Here is a 25,250-nt window from a genome sequence, read left to right on the forward strand (position 1 = left end):
GCATGCGCTCTCCCCGTCCTCCCGTCCGCCGCCTCGTCGCGGCCCTCGTCCTCGCCCATTCGCTCAGCGGCACGGCCGCGTTCGCCCAGTACCGTCCACCTCCCATGACGGAGTCCCAGCGGCTCGTCCGCGAGGGTGAGACGGCCCAGGTGGATGCCAGCACCGCGGCCACCTCCGGTGACAAGAAGCGCGCCGAGACGAAGTACCGCAAGGCCCTGGAGCTCTTCGAGAAGGCGCTCGACGCCGAGGCCACCTCCGTGCCCGCCGCCGCCGGCCTGGGCGCCGTGGGCCTGGCCCTCCAGGAGCATGAGCGCGTGGCCACCCGCCTGGCCCCCGTCTACGCCGCCAACCCCCAGTCGCTGGAGCTGGCCTACCCGCTGGGCATCTCGCTCTTCAAGCTCAAGCGCTACGAGGAGGCCCTCCCCGTGCTCCAGCAGGTGTCCGTGGCCAACCAGCCCGAGCACCTGCTCGTCCACTACTACCTGGGCAACTACTACGCCCTCGTGCTCCAGGACGGCGAGGCCACCGTGGCCGAGCTCCAGGCCTACCTGGCCCAGCGCCCGGACAAGCTCGCCGGCAACGACTATCAAATCCACGAGCTGCTCGGCCGCGGCCACCTGCTGCGCAACGACGCGGCGGCGGCGCGCCTGTCCTTCGAGCGCGCCCAGGTGGGCCGCACCGAGTCCGTCTCCATCCAGATGGGCCTGGGCGCGGTGCTGGAGATGGAAGGGAAGATGGCGGAGGCCATGGCCCTGCTCGAGGGCCTGACCGTGCGCTTCCCGCAGGTGCCCGAGGCCAAGGAGCGTCTGGGCCGGCTGCTGCTGGAGTCCAACGACGTGCCGCGCGCCGAGGTGCAGGCGCTCGCCCTGGTGAAGCTGGGAGCCACGCCGGCCGCGCACATGCTGCTGGGTGACGTGCGCATGGCCCAGGCCCGGCCCGCCGAGGCGGAGACGGAGTACCGCAAGGTGCTGGAGCTGGCCCCCGGCGACGTGGCCGCGCAGATCGCCGTGGGCATGGCGCTGCAGAAGCAGGGCCGCAACGAGGAGGCCATCTCCTTCCTGGAGGGCGCCGTGCAGTCGGGCGCCGACAGCCTGGAGCTGTGGTCCACCCTGGGCAGCGTCAACCGCCGCGCCGGCCGCTACGCGCGCGCCGTCGAGGTGCACCGGCGCGTGGTGGAGATGTCCCCCAAGCAGGCCCTGGGCCACGTGCTGCTGGGCGCGGACCACTTCGCCACCGGCCAGTGGGACCTGACCATCGAGGACTACACCCAGGCCCTCAAGCTGGAGCCGGAGCACGCCGACGCGAAGAAGTGGCTGGCCCGCGCGCTGGCCCACCGCGCCCGGGACCGTGCCAGCAACGGCCGCGTGGACGACGCCGTGCGCGATCTGCGCCGTGCCTTCGACCTGGAGCGCACCTCGGCCATGGCCCGCCGCCTGGGCGCCGTCCTGCTCCAGCAGGGCTCCCACGCCGAGGCCCGCAAGGTGATGGAGCTGGGCGTGCAGCTGCCCGAGGCCGCCTGGCGCGAGCACCTGGTGCTCGGCTACGCGCGGCTGGGCTCCGGCGCTCCCAAGGAGGCGCTCGAGGCCTTCGAGAAGGCCGGGCAGATGGCCCCGGACCTCGCCGCCGTGTCGGACGTGTCCGCCGGCTCGGCGCTCGCGGAGATGGAGCTGGGCCAGGTGGATGCCGCCCTCGAGCGGCTGACCGACCCGGGCACCTCCAAGCGCGCCCTCGAGGTGACGCGCGCCAACCTCTCGCGCGTCTACCTGCGCCGCGCCTTCTCCCGCCTGGAGTCTGGAGACGGCGCGGGCGCCCGCCAGGACGTGGAGTCCGCCGAGCGCGCCGGCCTCGGTGGCAACCAGTCCGAGCTGGCCCGCCTGTCCGCCTTCGCCAAGGGGCTCGCCCAGGTGGAGGAGGGCCGCTTCGGTGACGCGGGCAACCTCTTCAAGCGCGCGCTCACCCCGACGCCTGGCTGGGCCCGTCCCAACACCCGCCAGCTCGTGGACGCCTTCCTGCTCTACCGCAACGACAAGCTGGCCCAGGCGCGCAAGGCGCTCACCGCCGCCGCCAAACGGCCCATCCCCGAGCAGGCCCCGTTCACCGCCACCTTCACCAGCGCCCTCCACCGCCGCGAGGCCGAGCGCGCCTACACCTCCGGCAACATGCGCGCCGCCGAGAAGTCCTTCAAGGCCGCCCTCGCCCTCGCGCCGGACAGCGCCGCCCTGCAGCACAACCTCGCCTGCGTGGCCTGGCGCGGCAAGAAGGCCAACGACGCCGTGGCCACCTGGAAGAAGCTCGAGGGCACCGTGCCCCAGGCCTCGCTCAACCTCGGCATCGACGCCCAGGAGCGCCGCCGCGACATGTCTCAGGCCGTCGACTCCTACCGCCGCTACCTCGCCTCGGGCGCCGCGCCTCGCGCCGCCGCCGTCCGCGAGTGGAAGGATCGCCTGCAGATGATCTACGGCCTGGCCGAGCCCGCCACCGCCCCGACCTCCAACCCCGAGCCCTCCAGCGCCACCGCTTCGGATACCACGCCATGATTTCCCCCCGCTCGCTCCTCCTGGGCCTCGCGCTGCTGTGCGCGTGGGTGCCCGCCGCCGGCGCGGCCGCCCCCAAGAAGGCCACCCTGGGCGTCTTCCTGCCCACCACGCTCACCGATGGCCAGCAGCGCTTCCAGTACGCCGAGGCGCTCGCCGCGAAGCTGACCGCGGCCACCGGCCGGCCCACCGCCGCCAAGAGCTTCGCCCGCTACGAGGACTTCTCGAAGGCCGTGGGCGAGGGCATCGTCGACTTCGCCGTCCTGGACTCCTGGGCCGCCGTGCAGCTCGGCAACAAGGCCACCCCGGTGGCGCTCGCGCCGCTGTCCGGTGAGACGGCCCAGCGCTGGGCCATCGTCTCCACCTCGCGCGGCTCCGTGAAGGACCTGGCGGGCAAGCGGCTCGCCATCGTCAAGGGCGCGGGCGCGGCGGACCCCAAGTTCGTCACCAACGTGGTGCTCGCCGGTGACCTGGACGCCAGGAAGCACTTCAAGCTCACCCCGGTGCCCAACGTGGAGTCCGCCCTGAAGATGCTGGAGGCCAAGGGCGCCGAGGCCGCGCTGGTGCCGCTGGCCCACGTGCCCGAAGGCGTGCGCGTCCTCTACCGCAGCAGCAAGGTGCCCGGCGCCGTCCTGGTGGGCATGCGCGGCGACGCGGATGACCTGACGGAGAACCTCAAGAAGCTCGAGCCGGTGGCTCCCTTCGGTGCCTTCGTCGCCATCCAGGGCAAGGAGCTGGAGGACCTGCGCAAGCTGCTGCAGAGCGGCCCTCCCCGCCGCCAGCCCGTGCTGGTGGAGGTACCCGCACTGCGCGTGGACACCCGGGCCTTCCTGGAGCCCGCCGTCCTCCAGCCGGTGCTCCCGTCCTTCGCGGACGCACTGGATGTGTCCGCCGAGCAGCCGGATGACTGACAGAGCGGGGGCGACTTTCTCCTCCTGGAACCGCTACACTCCTTCTCCAAATCGCGGGACGTAGAGAACGATGCACTCGACTCGAATGGCTTGGCTCCCGGCGCTCGTCGGGCTCATGTGCGGCCTCACCGCCCACGCTGGAACGCCGCAGACGAAGTCCACCCTGCCGGCGCCCAGCAGCACCACCAGCACTGGCACCAGCGCTGGCACGGGCACTGGCACGACGGCCTCGGATGCCCCCAAGGCGCGCAAGCCGCTGCCGCTGCCTCCGCCCGCTTCGTCCTCCAACGTGCCGCAGCGCGCGCCCTTCACCGGCCCGGCGGCCTCGCGGCCGCTGCCTCCGCCCTCGGCCCTGGCCGGTGTGGACATCCCGGATCCGCTCGCCACGCCCGAGGCCTCCTCGCTGGAGGACTCCGTGCAGCAGCTGCTGAGCGAGGCGGTGGTGTCCACGGCCTCCAAGCGCAGCCAGCGCATCGCCGACGTGCCGATGACCATCTCCTGGATTCCCGCCGAGGAGCTGGAGGGCACCGGCCAGTTCTCCCTGTGCGAGGCCATCCAGTACTTCCCCGGCATGGAGTGCCGCCGGGGCGCCATGCGCAAGGCGGCGGTGAGCGCGCGCGGCCTGGGCTCCAACTACCTCTCCAACCGGCTCCTGCTGCTGCAGGACGGCCGCCCGCTGACCGACCCCTGGACGGGCCAGTTCTACGCGGACGAGACCACGCCGCTCACCAACCTCAAGCAGATCGAAGTCATCCGGGGCCCCGGCTCCACGCTGTACGGCTCCAACGCCTTCAGCGGCGTCATCAACATGATCTCCCGCCAGCCCAAGGACCTGATGCAGGACGGGCGTGACTGGGGCTCGGACATGCGGCTGCTGCTGGGCCAGGACCGGACGTGGCGCGCGCAGGCCACCGCGGCCGGACGCGGCGGCCCGGTGGAGGCGCTCGTCAGCTACTACGGCTTCGGCTCGGACGGCCCCCAGCTCTTCAATGATCCGAAGATCGGCCGCGTGGACACCAACGAGGACTCGCTGGTGCACCAGGTGACCGGCCGGGTGAACATCAAGAGCGTGACGCTGGATGCCAGCTTCACCAGCGGAGAGATCGGCCGCCCCGGAGGCCACCAGCTCGCCACCGTGGGCAACTGCGGCAAGTGCCACTACACGCCCAACGACGTGGAGCGCGTGCAGAACTTCAACGCGAGCGCGCAGCTGGACCAGCAGGTGACGGACAACCTGCGCGTGTTCGCCCAGGCGTACACCTTCTTCAAGCGCCGCCAGGTGGAGATGGAGAACGCCTTCGACGAGGAGAGCCCCCAGATGCCCCTGGGCAAGCGCCGCCGGATCGGCGGTGAGGCCCGCGGCCTGCTCACCCTCGGCGATCTCACCGTCACCTTCGGCGGTGACTACAAGAACGACCTGGTCAACAACCCCAACATCCTCCCCGGCCTGACCATGGAGGACACCACCCAGGACATCCTCGGCGGCTTCCTCGACGCGGAGTACCGGCCCTTCAGCCAGCTCGTGCTGAGCGCGGGCGCCCGCTACGACAAGTACATGATCCCGGAGAAGGTCTGGCAGACGCGCACGGATCAGATCTCCCCGCGCGCCAGCGTGGTGTTCCACGCCCGTCCCGAGCTGACCTTCCGCGCCAACTACGGCCGCGCCTTCCGCGCGCCCACGCTGGCGGAGCTGGCCATCAACCAGCAGATGTACGCGTCCACGCTGCTGGGCAACAGCACCCTGCGCGCCGAGACGCTGGACACCGTCGAGGCCTCGGTGGACTTCTGGCCCTTCGATCGCACGGTGCGCCTGACGGGCACGGGCTTCTACAACCTGGCCAGGAACTTCATCAACCAGGAGCTCCTCTTCGGCGCCACCTCGCAGTTCAAGAACGTGGGGGATGCGCGCGTGCTGGGCTTCGAGGCGGAGGCGGCGGCGCAGGTGGCGGCCATCAACTCCTCCTTCGACGTGTCGTACCAGTTCCTGGACGCGCGGGCGCTCGCCTTCGAGAACCGGCCGGAGCGGCCGCTCGACTACGCGCCCCAGCACCGCATCTACGCGCGCGGCCGGACGAACTTCGGCAAGTTCGGCTTCGCCGAGCTCTACGCGCTGTACGTGGGCGAGCGTCTCGACTCGGGCTCCCTGGAGAACCCGGCCACCGGAAAGTTCGAGCAGGTGAAGCTGCCGGGCTACTTCACCGCCACCGCGCGCGTGGGGGCCAACGTCACCAAGGGCCTCACGGTGTCCGTGGTCGGCTCCAACCTCTTCAACGCGAAGTACGACGAGTCCTTTGGCTTCCCCGCGCCTCCGCTGAGCCTCTTCAGCGAGATCAAGTTCCAGTACTGAGCCGTCATCGTGAGAGCCGCCCACCACGCGGGGGCCACCACTGGCCTCCATCTCATCGCAGATGCCTCCCTGGCTCCCGCCACGTTGGAGCAGGCCACCCCCGCGCTCGTGCGCAGTGGCCTGCCGGTGGTGGCGCGAGGGGGCACCGCGCGAGCCCCGGCCCGCGAGCTGGTCCTCTTCGACGGCCGTCTGGGGCCTGCCCACGCGGCGATGCTGGAGCGTCAGCCTCCAGCGCTGCTGCTGGCCACGCGCGAGCCGGGTGGCCTCCCGTCCGCGTGGGAGATGCGGGTGCTGGGCTCGCTCCTGCGGGGTGAGCCGTTGATGCCCCCGGGGGCCGCGGTCGCGAAGCTGTGGCTGGAGCGGGTGGTGGACTTGAAGGGCGCCTCGTCCGAGGCCGCCGCGCTGGTGGAGGCCTCCAAGGGCAGCCGGAGCGCGGCGAACCTCGCGGCCGAGGTGATGCACGAGCTGGCCGCCAACGCGCTGTTGGACGCGCCCGTGGATGCCCGGGGCACGCCGCTGTACGCCCACCGGCGCGAGTCGGTGCAGGCGGTGGCGCCCGAGCACGTGTGCCAGGTGTCCCTGGCGGTGGGGGAGGGCGGCATCTTCCTGGAGGCGGTGGATCTCTTCGGGCGGCTGACGCCCGGGCCCATCGCGCGGGCACTGGCCTCGCTGGGTGGGCGCATGCAGGTGAATGCCTCGGGCGGTGGGGCGGGCCTGGGCATGCGGCGCATCCTGGAGGCGTGTGATTTGATCGCCGTCCGCGTGGCTCCCGGCAAGGAGACGCGGATGCTGGGCGTGGTCGGGTTGGGCGAGGCGCGCCGCCGGGCCGCGCTTCCCAAGTCGTTGCTGTACTTCCAGTCGGAATGAGGAGCGGGACGGTGGAGACGCAGGGTTCCAATGCCACTATCAGCCGCGTGCGCGTGGGTACCATCCACCACGTCCGCATCGCCGGCATCATCGACGAGACGTTCCCGCTGACGTCCTCGTCCCCCGACATGGGCGGGCTGCTCATCGTCGACCTCGGCCAGGTGGAGCGCATCAGCTCCTTCGGCGTGCGGCGGTGGATCGAGTTCGCCAGCAAGCTGCCCGCGGGCGGCATCGCGCTGTACGTGGTCAACGCGCCACCGGTGATGGTGGACCAGCTCAACATGGTGGAGGGCTTCTCCGGCGTGGCGCGGGTGCTGTCCGTGCTGGCGCCCTACACGTGCCGCGCCTGCGGAGAGGACCGGCTGCGCCTGGTGGACCTGCAGTCGGAAGCGCCCATCATCGCCGAGGGCCGCGCCCCCGAGCACTCCTGCCCGGTGTGCGCCGGCAAGCTGGAGTTCGCGGATCTGCCGAGCGAGTTCTTCGACTACGCGCAGCGCCAGCAGTTCGGCACGGTGGATCCGGTGGTGATGCGCTACCTGCGCGCCACCACGCCCAGCGCCCCCAGCGCGCTCACCACGCACCTGAAGATCGTCCAGGACGACATCACGTACGTTTCCCTGGCCAGCGAGCTGAAGGCGGACCTGAACGTGCGCCGGCTGGCCTCGGGCCTGGAGGGGCGCGTCGCCTTCGACTTCTCCCACGTCAGCAAGGTGGAGCCCGAGGCCGTCGCGAAGCTGGAGCAGGTGCTGGCCACGGCCGCGCAGGGCGCCAAGGTGGTGCTGTGCCGCGTGCCCCCGCCGGTGCTCCAAGCGCTCAACCGCTTCACCAGGCAGCTCACCGCGCAGATCGGCACCCTGTGGCTGCCCTGCGAGTGCCGCAACTGCGGCCATGAGCACCAGCAGCGCGCCCTGGCCTCCGAGTACCTCGCCAAGCTGCGCGCCAACGCCAGCCCCGAGCGCGAGTGCCCCATCTGCGGCGGCTCCGCGCGCCTTCCCGCCATCCCCCAGCTCGTGCCGCTGCTCAGCCGCTCGTCGCTGGTGGACAAGCCGCTGGACGACATCGAGGCGCTCGAGCCCCGCGCCCTCAGCCAGTACCTCTTCGGCTCCACCAACGTGGATCCGAACGCCAACAAGGGCGGCGGCTCGGACATCAGCAACTCCATCAGCGCCACCAAGCTGCAGATCATCCGCCGGCTGGGCCAGGGCGGCATGGCCGAGGTGTTCCTCGCCAAGCAGGTGGGCGTGAAGGGGTTCGAGAAGTTCGTGGTGATGAAGAAGATTCTCCCGCAGTTCGCGGAGAATGCCGAGTTCGTCGACATGCTCTTCGCCGAGGCGCGGGCCAACGCGCGCCTCACGCACCCCAACGTCGTGCAGACGTTCGACGTGGGCATGAACGACGGCGTGGCGTACATCCTCATGGAGTACGTGCGCGGCCCGGATCTCAAGAAGTTGATGAACGAGCTGCGGCGCAAGGGCCTGGCCCTGCCGCTGGAGCACGCGCTGCGCATCGTCGCCGAGACGGCCGCGGGCCTGCACTACGCGCACAGCTACGTGGACCCGGCCGGCGTGCCCCACCCGGTGGTGCACCGCGACGTCAGCCCCCACAACGTCCTCATCTCGCTGGATGGCGCCATCAAGCTGAGCGACTTCGGCATCGCCAAGGTGCAGGGCGAGGAGAACACCCAGGCCGGCGTGCTCAAGGGGAAGATCTCCTATATCTCCCCCGAGGCCGCCGCGGGCCGCGCCCTGGACGCGCGCAACGACGTGTTCGCCCTGGGCGTGGTGCTCTTCGAGCTGCTCACCGGCACGCTGCCCTTCAAGCGGGACCACGACGCCGCCACGCTCAACGCCATCGTGCGCGAGCCGGCGCCCGTGCCCTCCCAGCTCAAGCCGAACATCCCCCAGGATGTGTCGGATCTCATCCTCCGCGCCCTGGTGAAGGATCCGGCGCGCCGCACGCCCTCCGCCGCCGCCATGCGCGAGGAGATCGAAGCGGTGATGGCCCACCACCGGCTCAACTCGTCGCCGGCGGCGGTGGCCCAGTTCTTCAAGGCCACCCTGGGAGACCGGCTCGCCGAGTTCGGGCCCACCACGAACAACGCTTCGGCGGGCTCCACCGGCTCGCATCCGAGCGTCTCGGGCACGGGCTCGGGCAACGCGACGCGCGTTCCCACCGGCGCAACGGGGGAGATGGTGGCGCCCCCCGGCACCGGCTCCCGGCCCGCGCTCGGCTCCAGCACCGGGCAGTACGGCGCCGTGCCGCAGCCCCCGCCTCCTCCGGCGCAGTCCTCGCGTCCTCCTCCGGCTCCTCCTGCGCCCGGTACGCAGGCTCCGGACGAGCGCACCGAGGTCTACCGGCCCGCGCAGCAGGGTCTCATCGCCCCCAACGCCCTGCCTCCCGAGCCTCCCACGGACGCGGTAGCGGCACAGGCGTCGGCTCCCGTCCCCGCGCGTCCGTCCCTGTCCGGGGTGCCTGTCGTGCCGCCCCCGCCGCCGACCGTGGCGTCCCGTCCCGGGGGACAGGCCCGTGCCTCCATGACCGGCGTGCCCGCGGTGCCGCCTCGGGCCTCCGGGCCCACACCCGCGGTGCCGCCCCGCGCGTCCCTGTCCGGCACGCCCGGTACCGGCTCCCGGCCCGCGTTGCAGCCCGCGGTTCCGGTGTCCGCCCGCACGGCCACCCAGGTGGCTCCCGCGCCAGCCCCGGTGGGTGTTGCTCCGGTGGGTGCGCCTCCCAAGGCCCCGGCCCCGCAGGCCCCTGCCGCCATGTCCGCGGCCAGGCCCCCCGCGCCCCGCTCGTCCGCGGTCAAGTGGGCCGTCCTCGGTGTCGCCGGGCTCCTGGTCGTGGGCGGCGGCGCCGTGTTGGCTCCCAGGCTGCTCTCGAATCAGGGCGTCGACGTGGTCAACCGCGAGCCGGGCGAGCAGATCTACATCGCGGGCCTCCGGGTGGAGGATTCCCAGGACCTCAGCCTGGAGGGCGTCAGCCAGCTCGTCGTCTCCACGGCGAAGGAGGGCCGCCTGCATCGCTTCGGGATTCCGGTGAGCCAGGACGTCATCGATGTGCGCACCCTGCCCGAGGCCCGGCCGGAGCCGGGCAGCAAGGGCACGCTGCGCGTGGAAGGATCGCCGGGCTGCTTCGTCAAGCTGGGCCCGGACATGCTCCCCGGTGCCACGCCCGTGTCGGCCCCCATCGAGGCGGGAGTGGAGTTGCAGGTCATCGTCACCTGTCCCAACCAGCCGGTGTGGTCGCGCTGGGTGATGGCGGTGCCCGGGCAGGAACTGAAGGTCGTTCCATTGCCGAAGAAGTAGGCCTCTCGGAGGCCCTCGGGCCAGGGTGCGTCGCGTATGAAGGGCTGGAAGCTGTTTCCTCACCTCGTCGTCCGCACCACCGGCTTTCCCTTCGAGCGGCTGGAGCGGCTGCGCTGTCCCGAGTCGGCGGAGAGCGCCCGGAGGCTGTGGGCCGAGCGGCGTGAGCTGGAGGCACTGAAGGCCCGGGGCCCACGGTTGCGGCGGCCTCCGTCCGCGGTGCTGGCCGCACTGAAGGCGGGGCGCCCGGTGGACGTGGAGGGGCTGGAGTCCCCCGAGTTCTTCGCCACGTACAACGTCCACGCCCGCGCCGCGCAGGAGGCCGGTGCGGCCTTCGAGGAGGCCTTCACCCGCGAGTCGGCCCGGGTGGAGGAGGCGCTCGCGGCGCTGCGCACCGAGCCGCGCTTCCTGGAGGCGGTGGCCAGCTCCAGCCCTCCGGTGGCGAGGGACTTGAGCGCCGGCCGGGACGGGGCGCGGCTGAAGCGGCAGGTGGCCAGCTACCTGCAGCGGCTGTGCGCGAAGAACGAGACGATGAGCTTCTTCGGCCCCATCAACTACGGGCGGGTGGAGCCTGGCGCGCCCACGGGTGTTTCGGTGCGCTGGTCCGGCCCCGAGGTGCTGGTGGGGCGCAATACCTTCGCCGCCTCGTGGCTGGTGCTCGGGCTGGTGCGCGCCATTGCCGCCGACCCGGAGGTGGCGCCCTGGCTCGTGCTGCGCCGCAAGGCCTTCGCCTCGATGCCTCCGCGCAAGGGCGCGGCGCCCAACCCCGCCAGTGTGGAGGACGTGCTCCCGAGGCTGGTGGAGGCGGTGGATGGGACGCGGCCCCTGTCGGCGCTGCGCGAGGCGCTCGGGGTGGAGTGGCCGCTGCTGCTCGAGGCCGTCCGCTTCGGCCTGCAGCGCAACCTGTTCACCCATCCGCTCGAGGTGCCCTCGGCCTCGCACCACCCGCTGGAGGACCTGGCCGAGCGGCTCGCCGGCATTCCCGGCCCGGTGGCCCGTGAGCACCTGCGCGCGCTGGAGGGCCTGCTGGCGGTGATGGCGCGTTACGGCGCGGCGGACGCGGCGGGGAAGATGGCGCTCAACGAGGAGCTGGCGAAGCGCGTCCGCGAGCGCTGGAGTGTGGCCCCCGTGGCCGCCGCCTCCATGTCCGACAGCCACAACTTCTACCAGGACCGTCTCCCGATGCGGGAGGAGTGCGGCGGAGACCTGCGCCTCACGCTGGGCGGCGAGCGCGCGGAGGAGCTGACGCGGAAGCTGGAGCCGGCGCTCGGGTTGATGGGCGAGGCGGCGCTGCGCACGCGCGAGGCGGCCCGGTCCGCCGTGGCGGCGCTGGTGGGGGCTCGCACGGTGCCCTTCTGGAAGGTGGTGGCGGCGTACGGGGACAGGCCGGTGCCGTACGACACCACCGTGGCCTCGGCGCTCGCGGCGGCCATTCCCGAACCGGCGGCCCGGTGCGTGGAGTTGGATCCGGCGGTGCTGCCCGTGCCTCGCGCGGACACGGAGCTGCCGATCGTCACCTCGATCGATCTGCTCGTGGGCGCCCCGGACGTGGAGGCCTGGAGCCGCGGCGAGTACGAGCTGGTGGTGGGCGACGTGCACGATACGGCCCTGGTGTGGGGCTGGGCGCTGCAGTTCCACGAGGAGCGGAGGCGGGTGGAGGGCGAGATGCTGCGGGCGCTCGGCTCGCTGCGGCGGCCGATGCCCTTCGTCACCGTGCTGGCCTCGCGGCGCACGGGCCTGCTGCCCGCGGAGTTCCCTGGCCCCGTCGTCGAGCTGGGCGGAGTGAGCGCCCGGGCCTCGGCGTGGCGGCTGCCCTTCGATGACCTCCAGGTGGAGAGCGACGGGCGCACGGCGCGGCTGGTGTCCACGCGGCTGGGCACGGAGGTGTGCCTCTACAACGGGGAGATCGAGAGCCTGGTGCAGACGGCCTTCGCCCTGCCGCGCATCCGGCCCCTGCGCGTGTCCCTGGGCGCGCACACGCCCCGGGTGATGCTGGGAGGCGCGGTGTTGCAGCGCGAGCAGTGGAAGCTGGAGGCCCCGGATGCCGAGGCGCTCGTCGCGTGCAAGGACGACAAGGCGCGGCTCCGGACGGCGGTGGGCATCTGGGCGCGGATGGGGCTGCCGGACCACGTGTTCGCGAAGTTCCCGGGCGAGCGCAAGCCGGTGCTCGTCGACGTGCGCAGCCCGGCGCTGCTGCGCGTCTTCGTCAACCTGCTCGAGCAGAAGGGCGAGGTGATGCTGTCGGAGATGCTCCCCGCGCCCGGACAGCTGTGGCTGGGGGCCTCGGGCGGGCGGCACACGGCGGAGCTGCGCTGCTGCTTCCTGTGGGGCTCGGCGTCATGAAGCTGCTCGTCCTGCCTCCCCACCGGGATGTGACGTGCGTGCCGGATGCGCCCGAGGGCTGGCGGGTGCTCGACGTGGCACGGGCCTTCTGCCAGCGGGTGATGGAGCCGGAGCTCCTGGCGCGAGCGGTGGAGACGCGGGAGCGCGAGCCCGCCACGACCCAGACGATGCGCGAGATGCTGCTCCTGCGCGCCGTGCTCGTGCTGTGGAAGCGGGGAAGGGCGGATGCGCACCGGCCCCTGCGTGCCCTTGGAGCGGTGCTCACGGCGCTCTCGGGTGCACCGATGGGGGTTCACGTGCGGCTCGATGACATCGAGCTGGAGGGGGGCACCACCGAACGCTCGGCCGATGTGCTCCGGATCGTCCAGCGGCCCGCGCTGTATGACGAGGACCTGGCCCGTGCGGCCGGGCAGTTCCCGAATGCCGAGCGGGTGCGGCTGTGGTTGGAGAAGGACCTGCAACTTCCCGCGGCGGTGAAGCTGGCTGAGGCATGTCCGGCCTCGGTGCCGCTGGAAGTGGCGGGACCGTTCGCGGCCACCCACCGTGCGGTCCTGACGACGCTTCCCGCCTTCCAGCGGGCCTCGTTTCCCGAGGACGTGGCGCCCCTGCGTTGGCGAGTAGCGGCCCTGGACGCGGCGGAGCCGGAGTCCCTCACCTGGGTTCCCGAGGGGGCGCGTCCCCCGGCCGACGGAGGGCTTTGGGCGGGGCACGTGCCATTGGGAGCCCTGCTCGACGCGGAGGCACTCGTGTCGAGCGGCTGCCGCACGGCGGTGGTGGGGTTCTGCGCGGTGGATGAGGGCTCGGTCGTGGGCAGTGACGGGAGCCGCGTGCCGCTGGAGCCGCTGGTCGCCGCGGTGGAGCGGCTGCGCGCCGCTGGAGCACGCGTGGTGGCGGAGTGGTGGGTGGGCGCTCCCGGCGTGGACGAGGCCGCGCACGAGCGGACCTTCACGCTGCTCGGCCAGCGGCCCGTATTCGATTGGGTGTCGGGCGTGAGGCCGTTCCACTGGACACGCGGGCGCTCGGGCGAGGACTTCGCGGGCGTGCCGGTGCGTTTCCTCGCGCCGCCCGAGGACCGGGACCTGGCGCGCACGGTGCCCTTCGAGGCACCGGGGACGGTGCCCCACGCTCGGCTGGCGGAGTTGCTCGGCTCGCTGGCGGGGAAGCTGCTGCAACGCGCGCCGCTCAGTCCGGGCCGGGTTGCCTGGGCCTCGCTCCATCCGCCGGCCCCCGTGGCGCCGGGAGGCGAGCGGATCCGGTTGGACGGAGACTGCGCGCTGGTGCAACTGCCGGCGACGCTGGACGGAGTGGTGAAACCCTCCTGGTACGCGGCGAACCTGCGCACGGGAGGGGTGCTGGCCATGGACGCGCGGCTGGCGCCACTGGTGGCGGGGGCGGAGCAACCGGTGACGGTGGGAGAGCTGTTCGCGACGCTGCCGGAGGCGCAGCGCGGCAAGGTGGAAGCGGCGCTGGTGGGCCGCGCGGTCCTCGAGAGGGTGCACGGATGAGCGAGCGCTGGACGCTGGGCGAGGTCTTCGTACTCCGGCACGCGGGTTTCCCGTTCGACTGGCTGGAGGGCCTGGGTTTCTCGGAGGGGCTGCGCTCCGAGGTGGCGGCGCTGCTCGAGGACGAGCGGGCGCTGGTGGAGGCCGTGCGCACCGCCGCGGGCGAGGACGCGGCCCGCACGGCGCGAGAGGCGCTGGAGAAGGGCAAGGAGCCGGCGCTCAAGGCGAAGTACGGGCCCGAATGCGTCCAGGCGCTGGAGCGCTACCGGGCGCACCGCGTGGCGCTGTCGGCCCGGTACACGGCGGAGCGGCTGCAACTGCGGAGACGGCTGCGCGAGCGAGCGGCGGAGCCCGCCATCCAGGAGGCCGTCTTCTTCTCCAACCCGGCGATGTACGAGAACGTCTGGTCGCGCTACCTGGAGGGGGAGCAGCGGCCGGACAACTCGGATGCGCGGCGGGTGGAGCGGCAGGTCTACACGTACCTCCAGCGCTTCTGTGCGAAGAACGAGACGACGAGCTTCTTCGGCCCCATCTCCTACGGCGAGTGCGGCGGGGAGGGCGCAGAGGACGTGCGGGTGGTGCCGAGCGGGAGCACGCGGCGGCGCACCTTCCTGACGTTCTGGGCCGTCACCGAGCTGGCGAGGGCCGTGGCCCGGGAGCCCGAGGTCCGCCGGCACCTGCCGCTGCGGCTCAACCCCCTGTTCAAGGTGGAGCCGGGCCGGGCGAGCTGCGAGCCGTTGACGCTGGAGGTGCAGCTGTCGCCGGAGGCGGAGCGGCTGCTCGAGGTGCTGCCTGGGGCACCGACACTGGGCACGGCCTCGAACGCACTGGGCCAGCCAGTGGAGGCGGTGCAGCGGCTCGTGTTGCCGCTGATGAAGTCGGCGCTGGTGCTGCTGGGGCTGCCCTTCGTGGCGAATGACTTCGGCACCTTCTCGAGCCTGCGCGAGGCGGTGGCGGCGCTGCCCGGGTCCGAGGCCCGGGAGCGCTGGCTGTCGAGGCTGGACGAGCTGGAGCGCCTGCGCGGCGAGTTCGAGGGCGCGGGGCTGGCCCGCCGCCGGGAGCTGCTGCAGACGCTGGAGACGCGCTTCACCGAGTACACGGGCAAGCCCGCGAGGCGAGGCGAGGGGCAGGTGTACTCGGACCGGCTCATCCTCTACGAGGAGGCGTCCTCGCCCTTCCGGCTGAAGCTGGGGCGGCGCTTCAGCCAGGAGATGGCGGCGAAGCTGTCCGGGGCCCTGGAGCTCTCCGCGGCGTACGGGGACAGCGTGCAGCGCAGCTACCGCGAGCAGGTGCGCGACGCATTGGGCCCGGAGGAGCGCCCGCTGGACTTCCTGGAGTACGCGGTGCGGCTGCGCCCGGACCAGGTGGCGGGGAGCCGCTTCGCACCGGTGCCGCCCATCCTGCTCGACGAGGACCTGTCGCGCTCCCGGACGCTGCCGGAGGATTTCCTGGGCACCTCGCAACCGGGAGGTCGCTACTCCCTGCCGGACGTGTGCCTGGCGGCGACGGACCAGGGCTTCGAGGTGATGTGCGCGCGCGTGCACCACCACCTGATGCTGTGGAGCTGGTTGAGCGCCTTCTACCCGGACCGGGCGCGCTACGAGTCGGTGGCGGGCCAGTGGCTGGAGCGCGAGCCCGCGGCGAAGGGGCTGGTGGGACTGGCCATCCGCCGGCGCAACAAGGGCTTCTACGTCTACCCGGGCCGGAAGTTGATGTACTCGGTCTCGGACGTGCTGGACGTGGAGCAGGGCGCGCTGAAGCCGCACGACGTGAAGGTGCTGCCCACTCGCGAGGGGCCGGTGCTGATGGACGGGGAGGGGAAGCGGCTGTCTCTGTACATGCCGCTGGACGACTTCAACACGTACGCGCCGTTCGCGGCGCTGGCGCACCCGCAGGTGCTGCACGCGAAGCTGCGCACCCGGGGCCGGCACCTGCCGAGACTCCACGTGGGCGGCGCGGTGTACCAGCGGGAGCGGTGGGAGCTGCCGACCACCTTGTTCTCACAGGTGAGCGGGATGGATCTGTTGCTCGCGGTGGAGCGCGAGCGCCGGGCGAGTGGCTGGCCGCGCTTCGTGTTCATGCGCAGCACGGTGGAGCGCAAGCCGTACCTGATCGACACGGCGTCGCCGTTCGCGCTGGAGCTGCTGCTGTACCTGTCGCGAGGGGCGGAGCAGCTCTCGGTGGAGGAGATGTACCCGGCCCCGGAGCAGCTGTGGCTGAAGGACGAGCGGGGCCGCTACACGTGCGAGATGCGGATGCAGGCGGTGCGCTGGAGCGAGGAGCGGGGCTGAGCGATGAGTGCGACCCAGGACGTCGTCATACTCGGGGCCGGAGTGATGGGGCTGTCCGTGGCACGCCGGCTGGCGGCGGCGGGGGCGCGGGTGACGGTGTTGGATCCGGTGGAGCCGGGAGGGCAGGGCTCACGAGCGGCGGCGGGGGTGGCGATTCCCTCGGTGCGGCTGCTGGATGACCCGGACATGCTCGCCTTCACGCGGGCGGCGCACGGAGCACTGGCCGAGGAACTGGCCTCCCTGGGTGATGGCCCGAGCCTGCGCCGGGGGCAGGGCGTGCTCCGGGTGGCGATGGACGCGAAGGGGCGGGATGCGCTGGGGCAGAAGGCGGCGAACCACCCCGAGTGGCTGGGCACGTGGATGGACGCGGCGCGCGTGGTGGAGCTGGAGCCCGCGCTGGAGGGCACGCCGATCCTCGGGGCCTTCGTGACCGAGCAGGGCTTCATGGTGGACACGGAGGCCTACCTCAACGCGCTGCTGCACGACCTGCACCGGAGGGGCGTGAAGGTGCGGCTGGGCGAGGGAGCGCGCTCGGTGGCCGAGGTGGACGGTGGGGTGGAGGTGCGGACGGAGCAGGAGACGCATCGGGCGGGGAGGTTGGTGGTGTGCGCGGGGGCGTGGTCGGGAGGAATCGCGGGACTGCCGCCGCTGCCGGTGAAGCCCCTGCGAGGACAGATGCTGACGATCTTCCACCCGGAGGTGAGGCTGACGCGGGTGGTGTCGGGGCCGACGTACCTGGCGCCCTGGCGCACGGGGGAGATCGTCGTGGGCGCCACGGAGGAGGACGCGGGCTTCGCGTGCCACGTGACGCCGACGGGCCTGATGCACCTGGGAGCCACGGTGGCGAAGCTGGCGCCGAGGCTGCGCGAGGCGCGCTTCGGAAGGGCGTGGGCGGGACTGCGCTCGGTGATACCGGGGGGCAAGCCGCTGATTGGCCGCTATCCGGGGACGAAGGCGGTGCTGATCGCCAGCGGGCACGCGGGACAGGGCATTCTCACGAGCGCCCTCACGGGCCGCGCCGTGGCGGAGCTCCTCGAGCACGGGCACAGCGAAATTGCCGCTGCTTTTGAACCTGAGCGTGTGCTCGCCATGCGCCCGGAACGTTCGTAGGCATCGCGTTCGTTGTCTGCTGCGGTTGCTGTGCTGGAACTGACCCAGGTCAATAGAGCGGATCAGTGTCGTGCTTTGGCTTGTGCCCTCAATGGCGCGCAGTACGCAACAATGGTTACCACAGCAAGACGTTCAGCAACTTCCAAGAGGTCAAAGCGGTATGGGATACTCTCTCAGGCACATAGCTTTAATCACGCTCTTCCTGTGGAGTTGCTCCAGTTCCGGGGGGCAGTCGGCACCATCCCTGCCTCACACTTCTCAGGCCGCGAGCGGTCGTGATGCCGGGCAGGCGGTGAGCGGTCAATCATTGGTTGATTCGGCCTCTGGCAACAAGAATCAAGACGTCAAGATCGAGAAGGAACTCGAGAAACGAGGTCTCCTCTTGGCGCGTGACAAGGCCGGATCCTGGTATCTAGGCACCCGCATCGAGGGGAAACTCCTGCTCTCAAAGAGTTTTGCGAGCTCTGATGAGGCTGTCGACCTGAGCGAAGAGGAGACCAGACAGCAGGCGGTGCTGACAATCCAATACACGGACGAGAAGGCCACCAGGACCAGCCACGTGGTCGCTACGACGAAATATTCACTGGATGTAGACCATCTGGCCGATAGGTTCGTGGTACGCCGTTGGAAAGTGCATCGGAGCCTCGCAGACATGATGGCGGCGGATCCTCGCCAGGAGAAGTTCACGGAGGTGGCCGTCGATCTTGCGGGAAGGATGGTCACGAAAACTTCAGGTATCAAAGGGGAGGGCGTCCCCTCCCAGAAGACCTCTTCCAGCGGGGCCCAGTCGGATGTCAAAGCGCCTTTGCTCGTTGTCGGCAACAGTTTCGACGAGAAGCAAGCCTTCCGTGATTTCGTGCCGGTATATGGGGCGAAGAACCTCAAGGACGACGGCGATCTGTCAGCCCAGTTGATGATGCGCTGGGATGCCGAGCGGATTCATTTCAAAGTGAAGGTGCTCGACGATTTCGTCCTTTTTGGCAAGGGCATCCACACGGACCATTTCGAACTCTGGGGGCTTCCAAAGGGTGGGGGGCAGCAGTTGGTGTACTTCGACAAGAATGAAGAGATCTGGCTTGTGCCCGCCGACTCACCTGAATCCAGGCAGCCCCTGAATGGGGAGTACATGCTGATGGAAGATGGATATGAGGTGAAGTTCGAGCTTCCCTACTTCCTCTACAGCATGAGCGACTCGCTGAAGGGGAACGAGGTCCTTGATGCCACCATCGTCATTTCCGATGCGGATCGGGACAGAAAGCAGGAGACCCTCATTGGCACCTCGCTCGTGAATGCGAAACCCTGGACGTGGGGGAAGATTTACCTGCAAGGGAAACAGGAATGGCCAGAGCTCAGCGCCGAATTCATCGCGAGTATGCATTGATGACGGCATGAGCCTGTCGAAACGCTCACGGAGTCTCTTCATGTGGTACTCTCGCTGGCATGTCGCCTTGGTGTTGGTGGGCTTGTGGAGTTGCTCCAGCGCTGTTGGGGGGCAGCCAGCGTCGCAGGACGCTGGAGAGGCCGCGAGCGCCCAGGTGCAAGCAGCAGCGCCATCTGCGGACCAGGGTTTCGAGATCAAGAAAGAACTCGAGGCACAGAGGCTCGTGTTGGCTCGTGACAAGGCTGGACAGTGGTATCTGGGCGCTCGCAGAGATGGGAAGCTCCTGCTCTCGAAGCCCTTCGCGGACGATGAGAAACGTGTTGACCTGATCTACGAGCAGCCCAGACAACAGGCAGTGTTGACGGTTGTGTCCGAGAGCGATCTTGCCACCAGGACGGGCCATGAACTCATCAAGACGACACTTTCCCTGGATGTGGAATTCAAGGAGGGGGCGTTCCGGATCAAGCGCTGGAAATCACGGCAGGATACCAAGGACTTGCTGAACGGTACCCCTGACAAGTTCACGGAGGAGGAGGTCGACTTCGTTGGGAGGACGGTCACGAAGGGTTCTTCCGGCTACTCCTTTCCGGACGTCAAGGCGCCCTTGCTCGTTGCCGGCAACAGCTTCGACGAGCAGCAGGCCTTCCGTGATTTCGTGCCGGTATATGGGGAGAAGAACCTCAAGGACGACAGCGACCTGTCGGTCCAGTTGATGATGCGCTGGGATGCCGAGCGGATTCATTTCAAGTTGAAGGTGCGCGACGATTTCGTCCTCTTTGGTAAGGACATCCACACGGACCATGTCGAACTCTGGGGACTGCCAAAAGGCGGGGGGCAGCACCTGGTGTACTTCTACGAGAATGAGGAAATCTGGCTCGTGCCCGCGAACTCACCTGGTTCGAAGGAGCCTCTGCGGGGCGAGTACATGCTGATGGAGGATGGATATGAGGTGAAGTTCGAGATTCCCTACTTCCTCCACATGAGAAGTGGTTCCTTCAAGGGCGACGAAGTCCTGGGAGCCACCATCGTCATCTCCGATGCGGATCGCGACAGGAAGCAGGAGACGCTCATCGCCACCTCGGCGTTGAATCAGAAGGTCTCCTGGACGTGGGGGAAGATCTTCCTGCGAGGAAAGAGTGAGTTGCCAGAGGTCAGCTCCAGGACCGTCTCCGGTTTCTACTGACCCGGCCGGGTCGTCGAGCTGTCCGTCACCCGCTCGAAGGTCATCACGCTCTCCATCAGCACGGGGAAGTCCAGCTCGCGTGCGAGCCGCCAGAGCTGCTGCCGGAATAGGGATTCGGAGGGCAAGGGCTCCTGGGTGCCCACCAGGATGAGGTTGCTGTACCGGGAGGCGCCGCGCAGCATCGCGCAGTCCTCGAAGGCCGTCGCGAAGGTCTTGATTCGCGACTCCAGGCTCCACTGCTCCTCGAGCGCGATGTTGAGCACCGCGACGCCTCCGGGCTCCAGTCTTCGCCGGACGTTCTGGAAGAAGAGAGCCTCTTTCAGGTGGTCCGGTGTCCCGCAGTCCCAGAAGGCATCCAGGAGGATGAGATCGTAGCGAGGCCCCTGCCGCGCCATGAAGTCGGCCCCGTCCTCCACCGAGATGTGGAGCCGGGCATCCTCCCGGACACCGAAGAAGCGCCGGGCCACGTCGACGACCACGGGGTTGATCTCCACCACCTCCACCTGTGAGCGGCGGGGCAGGAGCCGGTGCATCAGCATGGGAAACGCCCCACCGCCGAGGCCCACCACCAGGATGCGAGCGCGGCCCTCGGTGAGCGCGAGCCCGGCGGTGGCCACGCGCACGTAGCTGGTGGGGACAGCCAGGGGATCGCTCTTGTTGATGGCGCTCTGGAGCGTGCCCTCGGGGCTGTCGAAGCGGAGCGTGCGCTGGTCGCCCACGTCCACGACGTACACGGGCCCGAAGGGAGAGTCGGCCTCGTGGATCACTGTTTCCGAGACACTCACGCCCTCTCGGTAGCACGGACCGGCGGTGACTGTCGAAGCCTCGTGTGCAATCTCCCTTCATCCCCGGTACCTTCTCGGGCGGTTGTCGTTCCAAGGGGCACCCCGTATGGCGAAGGACCATGCAATCGTCGTCCGGAAGCGCCCTGACGGGGACGGCCCTGGCACTGTCCTGGTAGCCCTGAATCTCTGGGGAGTTTTCCAGGCTCTCCTGCTCGCGAGCTGTCTCATGGCCAGCATGAGCGCGGCCGGCGCGGAGTTGAGACGGGTGAGGGTGACGCTCTCGGCCGAAGCGCATTCACGAGCCGAAGCCCTCAGCCCCCGCCTGGAGGACTGGAAGGAGGGCATGCTCTCCCTTCGAATAGTGGACCCCGGCCGCCTGGTGGTGAAGGCAGGTGCGGAAGTCATCGCCGCAGGCGCGCTCGGCTGGGGTGAGGACCAGCGGCTGCGGGTGGACCCGCTCGAGGCCTACCCGCCCGAGACCCTGCCACGGGTTGTCAACCGCGAGCGCGGACAGGAGGAGGTGCAGGTAGACGTTCCAGAGGGAGTGGGCGCCGGAGAGCACCTCACCCTTACTTATGAATGGGACTGGAAGCACGCGGGGGAGCCCGCCCTGGAGCGCACCTGGCGCCTCTCCCCCACGGAGGAGATTCCACCAGAGTGGCTGGAGGACGAACCGTCCGAGCCCGAGCAGGATGACACGCTCGGGGACGAGGCCGGCACGCAGGCCCTCCTCTCGCATGAACTGGCTCCCATCCCCGTTCAAGTGGACCCGGCTCGGCCCGAGCTGCTGTGGGTTGCCGGGTATGCCTCGCGCGAGGAAATAGCCTCGCGGCTCTTTGGGGATGCCGCGGAGGCGGGTGCTTTCGACATCGAGCCCCGAGCGCCTCCCTCCACCGCTGTGGAAGGCCTCCACGTCTGCGTGCGCGTGCGCCACCCGCCAGCGCTCGTGCCGGAGTTGCTCGCCACCCTGCGCCGTGCCCTGGATGCGCATCTGGAGGCGGATGTCGCTTGGAGCCGCTCCCAGCTTTCGGCGCCATCCCTGAGCAGGGCCGGGGCCTCCGCACTGGTGGAGCGCGGCCTGCGCTGGGCTCAACGCTCGCACGTTCTGGATGGGGCCGGGCAGAGCTACTTCGACCGGTACCTCCAGGCGCTCGAACCCTTGAGGGACGAGTCGCAGCGCGGGCTCATCCTCGGAGAGGCCGCCGAGCCCCTGCGGAAGGCCATCGCTCTGCGCTCCAAACGCTACAAGGCGAGCGACAGCGTCACGGATGGCTCGCCCGTCCTCGCCCCGGGCAGCGTGGTGGGCCGCTTCTATTTCGCCGATGGCTCCAGCGTCCAGGTGCGCACCCTGCTGCTGCTCACCGAGGAGACGTCCCTGGAGCGTGCGGAGCTGCGCGTGCGCAACGCTCCTCGTGGAAGCCCGCGCGTCATCATCCCCGGGGAGGACGGGCGCTGGCGGGGCTACAGCGCCGAATTCAACACTGTTGCCGCGGCTCCCGACCCGCTCGAGCACCCCGAGGGCAACGCCTACTGGTACTACCCAGGCACGCTCCTCATTCGACCGGGGGACTGGCGGCCGGGGTTGGGAGCCGGTACGGGCGAGCTGGCGGCCTTGCGACGAGAGCTCCTCCAGACAGCCCTCGCCACGGCGACACCGCAAGCGCCCCAGCCCCTTGTCTCCCTCGACCATGACGTGCTTGCCCTACTCACTCCGGACGAGCGACTGGGCGTCATCAACACCCTCCTCATAGGCCCTGTGCTCACCTCCGACATGAAGGAGGAGGCAGTGCACCTGCTCACGCGTGTACTGCTGTCCACGCCTGACCGGGAGTTTCCACCCCTGGAGCGCAAGCTCACGTCGAGTGGGGCGCTGGAGAAGCTGCTCGGCAGCAACGCGCAGGACAGCAAGGTGTTGTTGGGACAAGCCTTCACCCAGAAGGCACTCGCCTCGTTTCCCCTCGTGCTGGACCTCCTCGAGTCCCTGCCCACCTTCCACCTGGGGCGAGAGGGAGAGACGACCCACCTGCTCAACGTCCCTCATGGGCAGGTGTCCACGGTGTTGCTGGCGCCGGAGGCGTGGGAGGCACAGCAGGGGGTGCGCCTGGGAGCCGAACCCGCTCTGCCCGGAGAAGCGCTGGGGCCCTCCAGGCGCATGGCCCTGTACTTCAAGCCGGTGCGGCACGAGTTCCAGGCCCGCTACCTGTCGTCGGTGGACGAGGCGCCGCGCAGCCGGGCTCTGCACCCACTGGAATGGGTGCGGGTGGAAGTGCACGGGCCACAACCGCGCACGCACCTGATGACGGCCATGGAACTGGCCCTGCTCGCTTCCACGCCGGACAAGGTACTCGTGTGGTCGGCAGTGAGCCGCATCAGCGAGATGCACATGGTGTACGGCGCTGTTTCTGCCCTGACGAAGGCACCGCTGTGGACAGGAGTGCCAGCCACGGCAGCGCAAGGCGGCACGCTGGCGGCAGCACGCGGAGCGGCGGTGCGCCTCTTCGTGGGCCGCATCTCCCTGGTGGCTGCCCTGGCGGTGGTGGACACGTACCGGGACGAGCTGTCGCAGACGCCAGAGGGACGGGACTTTCTCGCAGTACATGACGCGACCATGGTGGCGCTGGCTGCCCGGGACATCTACAAGCTCGCCAACTCGGGCATGGGAAGCGAGCTGGCGCACCGGGGAGGGCTGGCGTTGAGCGCGGCTGGCGCCCGAGCCTCGTCTGGACTGCGTGAGTCGGTGGAGTCCGTCCAGGCCCTGGTGAAAACGCTGGAGCGGACGCTCGCCGAAGGCAAGGCCGTTGCGACACCGGACGGCCTGCGGTTTTCCCTCCCTGGCGGCGCCGAGACCTTCAAGCAGGCTTTCTTCGCCATCCGAGGGGAGATGGCGGCTGCACGAGCCCTCGGCGGCATTCGCGGCGCGGGGCTCTCGGCCGAGGAGGCCGAGAAGACGCTGGAAGCGTTGAAGTTGCTGGCCGCTGAGAGCCGGGAGATGGCGCTCGCCTACGGTGCGGTGACGCGGCGCGCGGCGGCACTGCCGGCTGACAAGGCCCAGGCGTACCTCGCTGCCGTGGAATCGCTGCGCTCCTCCACGCGCGGTGCAGTGAAACCGGCGCTCGCGGAGTTGCTGCGGCACTCAGGAGCACGGCGCCTGAAGGACCCGCTTGCATTCCTGAAGGAGGCCGAGTGGCTCGTCAGTCACCCGGAACTGGAAGCCGAGGCAGTGGCTGAACTGGCGAGGAAAGCGCGCCGGGGCAGCGTTGACCTGGGGTGGTTGCGCTCGACGGAACTGAATCTCGAGTACCTCAACTTCATGGGCATGAACGAGAAGACGGCTTGGAAACTGCTCCAGCAGGCGGCGACGGAACCGTGGACCTTCGCGGTGCAACGGCGGGCGCGTGAGCAACTCCGAGGCATCGCGGTGGAGATGCTGACAGAGCGCAATGCTCAGAAGCTCTTCCCGGGCTTCCGGCTCACGGGGCGACAGGTTCCATTGGCAGGGGGGCACGTCATCGACAATGAGATAACGGCGATGCTTGGTTTGCGACTTCAACATGGAGTGGAAGCAAAGGGCTGGAATAAAGACAGGTGGCGCATGGCGCTCAATGCATGGGATGCCAGGCAAGGCACGCAACCGATCAGCAAACAGCAAGCCGTACTTGCAAATCAGCTTCAGCACCTCCTCGAACAACTCGCCGATGCGGCGAAGGCGCCCCGAGGGAGGCCGTTCCTCGTCATTACAGACAAGCTGAGTGGGCCCACCAGGGAGAAGCTGGAGAGATTCCTACGCAGAAACGCGCGGGGCACACAGGTCGTGGAGATAGACGAAGCCCAAATACTGGAGCAGACGAAGCAGCTGCGGGTGGCAATGAAGCTTCCGGAGGATCTGTCTGGAGGTGCGCCATGAGCCGGTGGCCACTCTGGGCGGTCCTGGCTTCAGGTGAGCCGGCATGGCTGGAGAGCCGCGCCTACGATGCATTGTGTTTGGAAAAAGGTGAGGAGGACGAAGAAGGGCCGCCTTTTGAGATGAGCCTGGGAAGTGGCCGCTACCACGCCCTCGTGGGGGCAAACCCCGTTGACGTAGGCGCCGAGATTCAAATCGCCAAGGAACTTTCGCTCGAATGTGACGAGCCCGTGTACTCGATTGAGCGCGCCAACGACCCGTGGACCGTTATGTCCTGGAGGAAGGGCAGTCCGGATGTCCTGGAGGAGGATCCAGAATCCCTGGCGAAGTCACTCGGTTGTCCGCTGCCAGGCAGCGAGGCGTCTTCGGACTCGTCCGCGAGGAAACCACTGCAGGCCGTCGCATTGGTGGAAGGAGTCCGGGCACAAGAGGCGATTCGGGTTCTGGAGGAGGAGGCTGGCGAGCCACTCACTCCGGGGCGCTATCGCCTCGAGGACACGCCGCGAGGGCTCCTCATTGCCAGCGGAACTGGCGACATAGGGTACGCCGACATCACTGTGTCGGAACGGATTCCCCACGCGACCGTGTATGCGGTGATTGCCTCGCCCGACCTGAAGGAGTTTTTTGTGACCGTGAGGCGAGGGGGTGAGGGCATCGAAGAGTTCGCCCAGCCAGCCGATGACCTTCCGCGTCTGCGAGTTGCTAGCGACATCAAGGGCGAGCGCTCACCGGCTCGGATTCTCTCCGCGCTGGGCATCCCGGCGGAGTGGTTCCGGAATGAATGACGGGTGCT

At 69.6% G+C, this 25,250-nt stretch carries 14 protein-coding genes; 13 read left to right on the plus strand and 1 reads right to left on the minus strand.

Annotated elements, in window-relative coordinates; all coding sequences use genetic code 11:
* The first annotated feature begins 2 nt into the window (after positions 1–2).
* The 11 genes from AC16DP_RS07820 (at position 3) to AC16DP_RS07870 (ending at position 19,771) form a co-directional block, all read left to right on the plus strand.
* The gene (locus AC16DP_RS07820; RefSeq protein WP_329728649.1) at positions 3–2,537 is read left to right on the plus strand and encodes a tetratricopeptide repeat protein; all 2,535 of its coding nucleotides are present in this window, start codon (positions 3–5) and stop codon (positions 2,535–2,537) included.
* Positions 2,534–3,445, plus strand: coding sequence for a PhnD/SsuA/transferrin family substrate-binding protein (locus tag AC16DP_RS07825; protein WP_329728650.1), 912 nt, complete (start codon positions 2,534–2,536; stop codon positions 3,443–3,445). The genes AC16DP_RS07820 and AC16DP_RS07825 overlap by 4 nt, the downstream gene beginning before the upstream one ends.
* Positions 3,446–3,530: 85 nt before the next feature.
* The gene (locus tag AC16DP_RS07830) at positions 3,531–5,792 is read left to right on the plus strand and encodes a TonB-dependent receptor plug domain-containing protein (RefSeq protein ID WP_329728651.1); all 2,262 of its coding nucleotides are present in this window, start codon (positions 3,531–3,533) and stop codon (positions 5,790–5,792) included.
* 9 nt (positions 5,793–5,801) lie between these two features.
* Positions 5,802–6,659, plus strand: coding sequence for a hypothetical protein (locus tag AC16DP_RS07835; RefSeq protein ID WP_329728652.1), 858 nt, complete (start codon positions 5,802–5,804; stop codon positions 6,657–6,659).
* Positions 6,660–6,670: 11 nt separating this feature from the next.
* Positions 6,671–9,964 carry a protein kinase domain-containing protein gene (locus tag AC16DP_RS07840; protein WP_329728653.1) on the plus strand — a complete coding sequence of 1,098 codons (3,294 nt, stop codon included), beginning with the start codon at positions 6,671–6,673 and terminating at the stop codon, positions 9,962–9,964.
* 36 nt (positions 9,965–10,000) lie between these two features.
* Entirely contained in the window at positions 10,001–12,304 is a 2,304-nt protein-coding gene (locus tag AC16DP_RS07845; RefSeq protein ID WP_329728654.1) for a lantibiotic dehydratase, read from the plus strand.
* Positions 12,301–13,809: a hypothetical protein gene (locus tag AC16DP_RS07850; RefSeq protein WP_329728655.1), complete on the plus strand. Its 1,509-nt coding sequence runs from the start codon at positions 12,301–12,303 to the stop codon at positions 13,807–13,809. The genes AC16DP_RS07845 and AC16DP_RS07850 overlap by 4 nt, the downstream gene beginning before the upstream one ends.
* Positions 13,806–16,097 carry a lantibiotic dehydratase gene (locus tag AC16DP_RS07855; RefSeq protein WP_329728656.1) on the plus strand — a complete coding sequence of 764 codons (2,292 nt, stop codon included), beginning with the start codon at positions 13,806–13,808 and terminating at the stop codon, positions 16,095–16,097. Before AC16DP_RS07850 ends, AC16DP_RS07855 begins: the two co-directional genes overlap by 4 nt.
* A gap of 3 nt (positions 16,098–16,100) precedes the next feature.
* Positions 16,101–17,207 carry an NAD(P)/FAD-dependent oxidoreductase gene (locus AC16DP_RS07860; RefSeq protein WP_329728657.1) on the plus strand — a complete coding sequence of 369 codons (1,107 nt, stop codon included), beginning with the start codon at positions 16,101–16,103 and terminating at the stop codon, positions 17,205–17,207.
* A gap of 160 nt (positions 17,208–17,367) precedes the next feature.
* Positions 17,368–18,588: a hypothetical protein gene (locus AC16DP_RS07865; protein WP_329728658.1), complete on the plus strand. Its 1,221-nt coding sequence runs from the start codon at positions 17,368–17,370 to the stop codon at positions 18,586–18,588.
* Positions 18,589–18,628: 40 nt separating this feature from the next.
* Positions 18,629–19,771 (plus strand): DOMON domain-containing protein, encoded by a 1,143-nt coding sequence (locus AC16DP_RS07870; RefSeq protein WP_329728659.1) that lies wholly within the window; start codon positions 18,629–18,631, stop codon positions 19,769–19,771.
* On the opposite strand, the gene AC16DP_RS07875 is transcribed toward AC16DP_RS07870, so the two are convergent.
* Positions 19,765–20,556 carry a spermidine synthase gene (locus AC16DP_RS07875; RefSeq protein ID WP_329728660.1) on the minus strand — a complete coding sequence of 264 codons (792 nt, stop codon included), beginning with the start codon at positions 20,554–20,556 and terminating at the stop codon, positions 19,765–19,767. The two genes, AC16DP_RS07870 and AC16DP_RS07875, sit on opposite strands and share 7 nt — an antisense overlap.
* Positions 20,557–20,782: 226 nt before the next feature.
* On the opposite strand from AC16DP_RS07875, the gene AC16DP_RS07880 reads away from it, so the two are divergent.
* On the plus strand, positions 20,783–24,460 hold the full coding sequence (locus AC16DP_RS07880) for a hypothetical protein (protein WP_329728661.1): 3,678 nt from the start codon (positions 20,783–20,785) through the stop codon (positions 24,458–24,460).
* On the plus strand, positions 24,457–25,242 hold the full coding sequence (locus tag AC16DP_RS07885) for a hypothetical protein (protein ID WP_329728662.1): 786 nt from the start codon (positions 24,457–24,459) through the stop codon (positions 25,240–25,242). Before AC16DP_RS07880 ends, AC16DP_RS07885 begins: the two co-directional genes overlap by 4 nt.
* Positions 25,243–25,250: the final 8 nt, after the last annotated feature.

The organism is Archangium sp., assembly GCF_057119385.1.

Excerpts from the sequence above, each read along its gene's own strand:
- AC16DP_RS07820 (WP_329728649.1), top strand. The coding sequence starts at position 3 with ATGCGCTCTCCCCGTCCTCCCGTCCGCCGCCTCGTCGCGGCCCTCGTC.
- AC16DP_RS07825 (WP_329728650.1), top strand. The coding sequence starts at position 2,534 with ATGATTTCCCCCCGCTCGCTCCTCCTGGGCCTCGCGCTGCTGTGCGCG.
- AC16DP_RS07830 (WP_329728651.1), top strand. The coding sequence starts at position 3,531 with ATGGCTTGGCTCCCGGCGCTCGTCGGGCTCATGTGCGGCCTCACCGCC.
- AC16DP_RS07845 (WP_329728654.1), top strand. The coding sequence starts at position 10,001 with ATGAAGGGCTGGAAGCTGTTTCCTCACCTCGTCGTCCGCACCACCGGC.
- AC16DP_RS07850 (WP_329728655.1), top strand. The coding sequence starts at position 12,301 with ATGAAGCTGCTCGTCCTGCCTCCCCACCGGGATGTGACGTGCGTGCCG.
- AC16DP_RS07855 (WP_329728656.1), top strand. The coding sequence starts at position 13,806 with ATGAGCGAGCGCTGGACGCTGGGCGAGGTCTTCGTACTCCGGCACGCG.
- AC16DP_RS07860 (WP_329728657.1), top strand. The coding sequence starts at position 16,101 with ATGAGTGCGACCCAGGACGTCGTCATACTCGGGGCCGGAGTGATGGGG.
- AC16DP_RS07865 (WP_329728658.1), top strand. The coding sequence starts at position 17,368 with ATGGGATACTCTCTCAGGCACATAGCTTTAATCACGCTCTTCCTGTGG.
- AC16DP_RS07870 (WP_329728659.1), top strand. The coding sequence starts at position 18,629 with ATGTGGTACTCTCGCTGGCATGTCGCCTTGGTGTTGGTGGGCTTGTGG.
- AC16DP_RS07880 (WP_329728661.1), top strand. The coding sequence starts at position 20,783 with ATGGCCAGCATGAGCGCGGCCGGCGCGGAGTTGAGACGGGTGAGGGTG.
- AC16DP_RS07885 (WP_329728662.1), top strand. The coding sequence starts at position 24,457 with ATGAGCCGGTGGCCACTCTGGGCGGTCCTGGCTTCAGGTGAGCCGGCA.